At 38.5% G+C, this 8,143-nt stretch carries 6 protein-coding genes; 3 read left to right on the top strand and 3 right to left on the bottom strand.

Annotated features, from left to right (window positions below):
- Window positions 1-30: 30 nt before the first annotated feature.
- Complete coding sequence (locus ABD676_RS01445) at window positions 31-546, bottom strand: phosphoribosyltransferase family protein (protein ID WP_344672893.1); 516 nt, start codon at window positions 544-546, stop codon at window positions 31-33.
- Between the two features lie 143 nt (window positions 547-689).
- Window positions 690-1,262 (bottom strand): C40 family peptidase, encoded by a 573-nt coding sequence (locus tag ABD676_RS01440; RefSeq protein ID WP_344672892.1) that lies wholly within the window; start codon window positions 1,260-1,262, stop codon window positions 690-692.
- Window positions 1,263-1,741: 479 nt separating this feature from the next.
- On the opposite strand from ABD676_RS01440, the gene thrA reads away from it, so the two are divergent.
- From thrA to thrC, 3 genes are read left to right on the top strand one after another with little or no spacing between them, the layout of a single operon-like run.
- Complete coding sequence (thrA, locus tag ABD676_RS01435; protein ID WP_344672891.1) at window positions 1,742-4,189, top strand: bifunctional aspartate kinase/homoserine dehydrogenase I; 2,448 nt, start codon at window positions 1,742-1,744, stop codon at window positions 4,187-4,189.
- Window positions 4,190-4,232: 43 nt separating this feature from the next.
- Window positions 4,233-5,234: a homoserine kinase gene (locus tag ABD676_RS01430; RefSeq protein ID WP_344672890.1), complete on the top strand. Its 1,002-nt coding sequence runs from the start codon at window positions 4,233-4,235 to the stop codon at window positions 5,232-5,234.
- 18 nt (window positions 5,235-5,252) lie between these two features.
- Window positions 5,253-6,560: a threonine synthase gene (thrC, locus tag ABD676_RS01425; RefSeq protein ID WP_344672889.1), complete on the top strand. Its 1,308-nt coding sequence runs from the start codon at window positions 5,253-5,255 to the stop codon at window positions 6,558-6,560.
- 67 nt (window positions 6,561-6,627) lie between these two features.
- Here thrC and ABD676_RS01420 read toward each other — a convergent pair whose 3' ends face one another.
- Complete coding sequence (locus ABD676_RS01420) at window positions 6,628-8,130, bottom strand: TlpA family protein disulfide reductase (RefSeq protein WP_344672888.1); 1,503 nt, start codon at window positions 8,128-8,130, stop codon at window positions 6,628-6,630.
- Window positions 8,131-8,143: the final 13 nt, after the last annotated feature.

Raw genomic sequence — 8,143 nt, 5'->3', positions numbered from 1 at the left:
TCTTTATGATATGTTATTTCCACCTTATCCTTAAGATAGGTAGGCTGCATCTTCGGTATGATCAAATTCTTCCAATACCACTTCTACATGTTCTTTAAGAATAGTTGATAACTTCAAGCCATAGTAGTCGCTGAATACCGGGAATTGATGGTGACTACGGTCGATAAGAACCGCTGTACGCATGCGTTTTAGTGGGATATTGATAAATACACCTAAACCATAGGCTAAGGTTCTACCGCTATTTAACACATCATCAATCAAGATGACAACTTTATTCTTGGCAATATCCAAATCACCATCAGTAGAAGATTCCAAGTTGCGTTTGGTCTTTTCGATAGAGACACTTAGCAATTCGAAGGATTTGTCAGGAGCGATCTCTTGCAGTAACTTCTGAAGACGTTGTGCAAAGACATATCCACGGTCAGCAATCCCGACCAATACAATGGCAGGTTCGTCAAAATTATCTTCGATGATTTGATAAGCAATCCGCTTAGATTTCTGGTGGATCTGCTCTTTGTTTAGAATGAGAGTTTTCTTAGAAGACATATTCGCGTTTTCGTCGTATTAATATATGGAGGTAAATTTAGCAAATCTTTATAAAAATAAAGTCCGAAAGCTGGACCTTCGGACTTTATTTTTATATTCTTGAACTTATTTTAATAAGATACCTTACGAGATTGTGTTGTAGCTTAGTTTAAGTTTCCTTTTTCGTTTTTATTGGCATCTGCCGTCATGACACGGTTGTCATCTAATTTAGGACGGCCACCGTTGTAATAATAGCGCTTCCAGTAGGCTTCATTTAGATTGCTCACCATAACACCTCTAGAGGAAGAAGCATGAGCAAATTTATCATCACCTAAATATACACCTACGTGTGTAATGCTTCTGCTTCTGATTTTAAAGAAAACTAAATCTCCAGCTTGTAAATCATTCTTACGAATAGGCGTAACATTATCGTACTGGTTACGGCTGTTGTATCCGATAGTTGTATTGAAAACATTTTCATATACAGCTAAAGAGAATTTAGAACAGTCAATACCACGTTTCGAGTCACCTCCAAGGCGGTAAGGAGTTCCTAACCATTCATATACAAATTGATAAAGTTTCGTGTTGCTGGTGGCGTTTGCTGCAACGCCCATGATTTGAGAGAAGTATTCTTTTGCTAGGTTATCTGGATCAGATGACTTCTGGCTAGTCTGAGCCTGCGAGAATAGACATAAGCCTATGAGAAGCATCACTGCCCCTAGTTTCTTTGTTTTCATTAAATCGCTTTTTTATACAACCATGTAACTTGCTGATTACCTTGATATTTTTGTAATTTTTCCAACAAGCTGAAGCAAATGTAAGACATACTGTATAGAATTCAAAACAATTTTTAAGTCTTTTAACAAAGTTTTAACATTTTTAACACTTCTTCTTTATAGTCATTCCACTACAAAATTTTAATAAATAGCTGTCTGAACGTAATAAAATAAGATTTAAAGCATAAAAGCGTATTTTTTGAAATATTTTAATAAAAGATGGGCTTTATATGAATAATTGTAATATATTTGGAAAAACAAAAGCAGAATTAATGAATTATTCGTCTATTATTATCACAATTATTATTACCACCGGGGGAATTCAACGGAGGAAGTGATTCTATTGTATAGTAATTAGTACAGATATATGAAGCCTTCCTCCACCAGGGAAGGCTTTTTTATTTTAAAACAAAAAACAAACACTTAAACAGCGCATTCGCATGAAAATCTTAAAATTTGGCGGAACATCCGTAGGTTCCGTAGAAAGTATCCAAGCCGTCTTGCAAATTGTCAAACAGACTTATGAATCCGGCGAACAGCCCTTAGTTGTATTATCGGCTATGTCGGGAATTACCAACCTGTTGACAAAAATGGCGGAAGATGCTGCAGCAGGTCTTCCATTTATGGACGATTTGAAAAGTCTAGAGACTAAACATTTTGATGTTGTCAAAAAGTTAATTGCCGTCAAGTACCAAAATCCAGTATTGACTAAGTTAAAATTACTGGTGAATGAATTGGAAGACTTGCTCCAGGGGGTATTTGCGCTCCGCGAGTTAAGTCTGCAAAGCAAGGACTTGATCCTTTCTTATGGAGAGCGTTGCAGCAATTATCTGGTATCAAAGATCATGGAACAGGAAATTCCAGAATCAGAATACATCAATGCTTCCTATTATATAAAAACAGATTCCAATTTTGGAAATGCTCATCTGAACGAAACCTTAACCAATCAACTTATTCAAGCTTTAGCACAAACACACAGTGGGAAACTGCTTTTTGTGACTGGTTTTATTGGTTCGAATGAGCAAGGTCGAGTAACTACCCTTGGAAGAGGGGGCTCCGATTATACAGCTGCCATCTTTGGGTCGGTACTAAATGCCTCAGCAATTGAAATATGGACAGATGTCAATGGTATGTTGACAGCTGATCCTCGTGTGGTTAAAAAAGCATTCTCCTTACCGGTTTTATCCTATACCGAGGCCATGGAATTATCTTACTTTGGTGCGAAGGTAATCTATCCGCCAACCATGGTTCCTGCTTTTATGAAGAAAATTCCAATTGTGATCCGAAATACCTTCCAACCAGAATTTGCTGGTACACGTATTCAATTTGAAAGTGAGAAATCAGGTTACCCGATTAAAGGTATATCCAGCATTTCAGATGTCTCGGTCATCAATCTTACCGGTAGTGGAATGGTTGGCAAGTCTGGATTTAGCGGTCGTCTGTTTACTTTATTGGCAAGAGAGCAAATCAATGTAATTCTCATCACACAATCATCATCAGAGCATAGTATCACCTTTGCGGTTAACCCTAATGATGCGCATAAGGCTGTTCAACTCATCAATACCGAATTTGAATTGGAGCTTTTGGCTAATAAATTAAGTGTTCCTGTAATTGAAGTAGACTTAGGGATATTAGCTATCGTAGGGGAGAATATGAAACGTACGCCGGGTATGTCAGGACGTTTGTTTCATGCTTTGGGTAGAAACGGTATCAACGTACGTGCGATAGCTCAAGGTTCTTCTGAGTTTAACATTTCGGTAATTATTAATAAGGAAGATTTAGCCAAAGCGCTCAATGCGGTTCATGATGCTTTCTTTGCCGAACTGAAAAAAACACTTTATGTTTTCAATGTGGGTACAGGAAATATTGGAGCTACATTGTTCAAGCAATTGCATAAACAGCATGATTTCCTATTGGAACAGAATGATATTGAGATCAAAGTGGTGGGTATTTCCAATTCCAGAAAGATGGTTTTTAATCAGGAGGGGATTGATCTATCAGAATGGCAAGAGCAATTGGAGAATGAGGGAACGGCAGCAGATTTGGGTTCTTTTATCCAAGCCATGCAAGCCATGAATCTTCCAAACTGTGTTTTCATTGATAATACTGCCAGTAAATTACCTTCGACATATTATGAGGAGATTTTTAAATCGAATATCTCGGTGGTTACTTGTAATAAGATTGCCAATTCGGGTTCTTATGAACAATACAAATGTTTGCATGAAACAGCTAGAAAACATGGGGTAGATTTCTTTTATGAAACTAATGTAGGGGCTGGCTTACCAATCGTTCGTGTATTGAAAGATTTAATGCTGAGCGGAGACCGTATCTTGCGGATTGAGGCAATTTTATCCGGTACGATTTCTTATATATTTAATAATTTCAAGGGGGATGCATCATTTTATGATGTAGTGAAGAAGGCGCAGGAATTAGGTTACACAGAGCCCGATCCAAGGGATGACTTAGGTGGAATTGATTTTATGCGTAAGATGTTAATCCTGGCAAGAGATGCTGGTTATCCTTTGGAATCTGCTGATGTGCAGTTAGGTAATATTCTTCCTGAGCGTTGTTTACAGGCAAGTACTGTCGATGAATTCTATACGGAATTGTTAAAGGCAGAAGATTATTTCAACCAATTGAAAAAGGATGCGGAAGAACAAGGAAAGGTGATCCGTTACATTGGTAGTTTGGAAAATGGAGAAGTCAAGATCAGTCTTCAAATGGTGGATGAGCAACATCCATTTTATGCGCTTTCGGGATCTGATAATATCATTTCTTTCTGCACAGAGCGTTATAAAGATAGACCATTGGTGGTTAAAGGACCGGGTGCCGGAGCAGAGGTTACCGCGGCAGGTGTATTTGCCGATCTAGTCAATGTAGGTGCTTAAGCCTATCCATTTATTAATTATTACAAATAGATACAACAAGAAAATGAGCTATTCAGCAGTAGATATAAAGGAAGGTCAAGTGGCATTGGATTCTTCCAAATGGTTAAAAGAGGTACGGGTATTTGCACCGGCAACAGTGGCCAATATGATTTGTGGTTTTGATATTTTAGGATTTGCCGTAGATCATCCCGGTGATGAAGTTTTTATGGAACGCAAAGCGGAACCTGGCGTAACTATACGTTCCATTCAAGGAGATGATGGCCGACTGCCTTTGGATCCGGATAAAAACACGGTAAGTGCCTGTGTCAAGATGTATTTGGCACATTTGGGATTAAGTGAAGAAGTAGGTGTAAGTATAGATTTAATCAAGCATATGCCAATTGGTAGTGGCTTAGGCTCTAGTTCTGCCAGCACTGTAGCAGGTCTTTTTGCCATCAATACCTTACTAGGGGAGCCTTTGACGAAGGCAGAATTGATGCCTTTCTGTGTCGAGGGAGAGCGCCTAGCTTGTGGTCATGGACATGCCGATAATGTTGCTCCGGCCTTAATGGGAGGGATTACTTTGATTCGAGGTTATGAGCCTTTGGATATTATCAACTTGCCAGTTCCGGAGGATTTGGTTGCAGGGATTGTATTTCCACAGGTGGATGTGCCAACTCGGGATGCCCGTCAATTGATAAAAGAGAAGGTAGCTCTGAAAGATGCGGTTACCCAATGGGGAAATATCGCAGGTTTGGTTTCGGGTTTATTTACTTCGGATTATGATTTAATTAGTCGTAGTATGGAAGATGTATTGATTGAGCCGACAAGGTCCATCTTGATTCCTGAATTTGAGGTAATGCGTCAATTAGCATTAGAAGCTGGTGTATTGAGTTTTGGTATTTCAGGTTCTGGACCATCGGTTGTTGCTATTTCCAAAGGAAAGGAAGCTGCTCAGAAAGCCATAGATGCCATACAGGCGCACCTTAACCAGCAAGGCATAGAAAGCTTCCAATATTTATCTGCAGTTAACCTGGAAGGTCCTAAAGTGCTTTCTAAATCTTAAGCTTTAATCTTCAAAAACATGAAATTCTACAGTACCAATAATAAAGATTTGCGCGTTTCTTTTCAAGAAGCCGTTTTTAATTCCCTGCCGCAGGATAAGGGATTGTATATGCCGGAAGAGATTCCAAAATTGGATCCTTATTTTCTGAAACATCTGCCGATGTACTCTTTTCAGGAAATTGCTTTTACCGTGGCTAAAGCCATCATAGGAAATGATATTCCCGATAAGGATCTAAAGGCGCTCATAGACGATGCCTTGAATTTTGATTCTCCATTACGTTTCTTAAGTGCAGATACGGCAGTATTGGAGCTATTCCATGGACCATCTTATGCCTTTAAAGATTTTGGAGCTCGTTTTATGAGCAGAGTGATGGGTTATTTCTCCAAACAAGGGGATGATCTATTGGATGTATTGGTAGCAACCTCAGGGGATACAGGAGGAGCTGTAGCTTTAGGTTTCTTAGGCGTTGAAGGAACGCGTGTAACGATCCTTTATCCAAAAGGGAAAGTCTCCAAAGTCCAAGAGGAACAATTAACGACCAATGGTCAAAATATCCGTGCAATTGAGGTTGATGGTACTTTTGATGATTGTCAGGCATTGGTGAAGCAGGCATTTAATGATCAGGAATTGAATCAATCGCTTCGCTTAACCTCAGCGAATTCCATTAACATTGCTCGTTTAATTCCGCAGACATTTTATTATTTCTGGGCTTATGCGCAGTTGAAAGCTCAGGGACAACAAGAGGTTGTATTTACAGTGCCGAGTGGTAATTTTGGAAATATAGGGGCAGGCTTATTAGCTTATAAAATGGGTTTACCGGTAACACATTTTGTGGCTGCTACCAATGTAAATGATACGGTACCTCGGTTTCTGGAAACTGGATTATATGAACCAAAACCATCTGTTCAAACTTTAGCTAATGCAATGGATGTTGGAAATCCAAGTAATTGGGTTCGGATACAGGATATGTTCCAACAAGATCAAGTAGCTTTAAAAGCGATGGTTAGTTCTTATACCTATACGGATGAAGAGACGAAGCAGGGCATGAGCGAACTGTTTGATTCCTTTAATTATGTGGCTTGCCCGCATACAGCGATTGCCTACCTAGCTTCACAGCAATATAGAAAGGATCATCCGGGTACTTATGCTTCGGTATTCTTATCTACGGCACATCCTTGTAAATTTCCGGAGGCAATAGCCGAAGAAGCCTTTAAAGCAGTGAAACTTCCAAAAGGAGCAGAACTATTGGCAGATAAAGCTAAATTAGCAACCGAGATGCCTGTTGATTATCAGGTTTTCAAGACCTATTTGCTCGTTAATAACTAGACTTTGAAAAACTTAAAAAGGGGAATATTGTGTTGATATTCCCCTTTTTGTATGCTGTGAATGAAGTTTATAGGTAAGTTTTGAATTGTTCTTTTAGGTCTTTCAATCTACTTGGACGAATAGCATCCTTTTGTACTAACTCACCATTTTTCAGGATGATGTAGTGGGGGATACCAAATCCCCTTTGACCATTGAAATCTTTGGAGAACATTTCAGCTATCTGTTTAGATAGGTTTTCTGAAGCCCGCATATGATGGCCTTCGAGCTCATAATACTTGATCATTTCCTTCCATTTTTGATCCTCTTCTGCTCGATCTACCGAAATGAAAACCTTGACTATGTTATTGGCCTTAGCATATTCAGAAAGATCTTTGTTATAGGCAAACTCAGCCTTGCATGGTCCACACCAGGTTGCCCAAAGATCGATATAGACTAACTTGTCTTTAAAGTAGTCTTGTACTTGTTTGAAATCAGTAAATGATTCGTAATCTTTAATGAAGTGTGTGTTTTCACTGAAGTTTGCTGCTGCTTTCTGATTGAATTCACGAACCTTTTGGATTTCGGGTTCTAGATATGGAGAATAATTGCTGTTTGGATATTTCAATTTAAATTCATCAAATTTTGTAACAAGTAATTGCTCGAAATTCTCCTGCATCAAGGTGTTGGAGAACAGCATGGCTGTTACATATTCATCATTTACGATGTCAGGATTCAGTGTATAAGAATAAAACATAAAATCCAGGTAGCTGTCCTTTTTATCATGAGCTTGGACTTGTTTGAAAGTCTTTGGCTCAAAGTAATAACCTTCAAATGCATTTCGGATTTCTAATAAATCCATAAAGCTGCTGTTGTTCAAGTTATGTTTATCATGAAAGTCATAATTGGCGATTACCTTTTTCCAATTATTCACGAAGAAATTTGCTGTGGAATCAGGTAATAGGCCATCCTTTAATGCTCTTTTAATGCGATACATCGAATCTTGTAAAGCAAATGCTGCTAAAGAATAGTTGTAAGTTTTTATTTCGGCAGCTGCCATGTCAAAGAAAGCTTGATTGATCTCTTTATTTTTAAGTAAGGAATCCAATTGCCCAATCTCTTTGTTCATATTCTTGAAGATAGCTTCTTGTGCGGCTTCAATGCTGCCGTGTTTATGGAGGTGTTTTTCAGCAACCTGTTGATAAAAGGGTCTTTTTATAGTGTTAACATGTTTTTGTCCAGCTAGATTATTTCCACTAATACTAGCTTGAACTTTCTTATTGGCATCTGTGGTATAGTTAATATGGATTTTATCTCCTGGATTTAAATAAAGCTTGGTGCCAGTACCGAGATAATATATGGTATATGCTCCGGCATTTGATGCTGGATAAGTAAGCATGAGTTCATTCTGTTGATTCAAAGAAGTATCCATTTTACTGTCGTAAAAATAGGTTCCATTAACTGGAGCTTGGATTCTGATCTCAGGCTTTATGTTATCAGATTTAATAGAAATTTCAATTTGTTGGCCAAAAGATAGGAAGGGCAGCATGCATAGCGTAATGAGGGCATAGCACAGGATTCGTGTGGTTTTCATAAAAATTCAAATT

Source organism: Sphingobacterium kyonggiense, from assembly GCF_039536825.1.
Lineage (GTDB): Bacteria > Bacteroidota > Bacteroidia > Sphingobacteriales > Sphingobacteriaceae > Sphingobacterium > Sphingobacterium kyonggiense.
The sequence above is the reverse complement of the archived record's forward strand: the minus strand, read 5'-3'. Positions and strand labels throughout refer to the sequence as shown.

What these genes read in the sequence shown, in the direction of transcription:
- ABD676_RS01420 (WP_344672888.1), bottom strand. Translation starts at nt 8,130, where the DNA reads ATGAAAACCACACGAATCCTGTGCTATGCCCTCATTACGCTATGCATG.
- thrC (WP_344672889.1), top strand. Translation starts at nt 5,253, where the DNA reads ATGAAATTCTACAGTACCAATAATAAAGATTTGCGCGTTTCTTTTCAA.
- ABD676_RS01440 (WP_344672892.1), bottom strand. Translation starts at nt 1,262, where the DNA reads ATGAAAACAAAGAAACTAGGGGCAGTGATGCTTCTCATAGGCTTATGT.
- ABD676_RS01445 (WP_344672893.1), bottom strand. Translation starts at nt 546, where the DNA reads ATGTCTTCTAAGAAAACTCTCATTCTAAACAAAGAGCAGATCCACCAG.
- ABD676_RS01430 (WP_344672890.1), top strand. Translation starts at nt 4,233, where the DNA reads ATGAGCTATTCAGCAGTAGATATAAAGGAAGGTCAAGTGGCATTGGAT.
- thrA (WP_344672891.1), top strand. Translation starts at nt 1,742, where the DNA reads ATGAAAATCTTAAAATTTGGCGGAACATCCGTAGGTTCCGTAGAAAGT.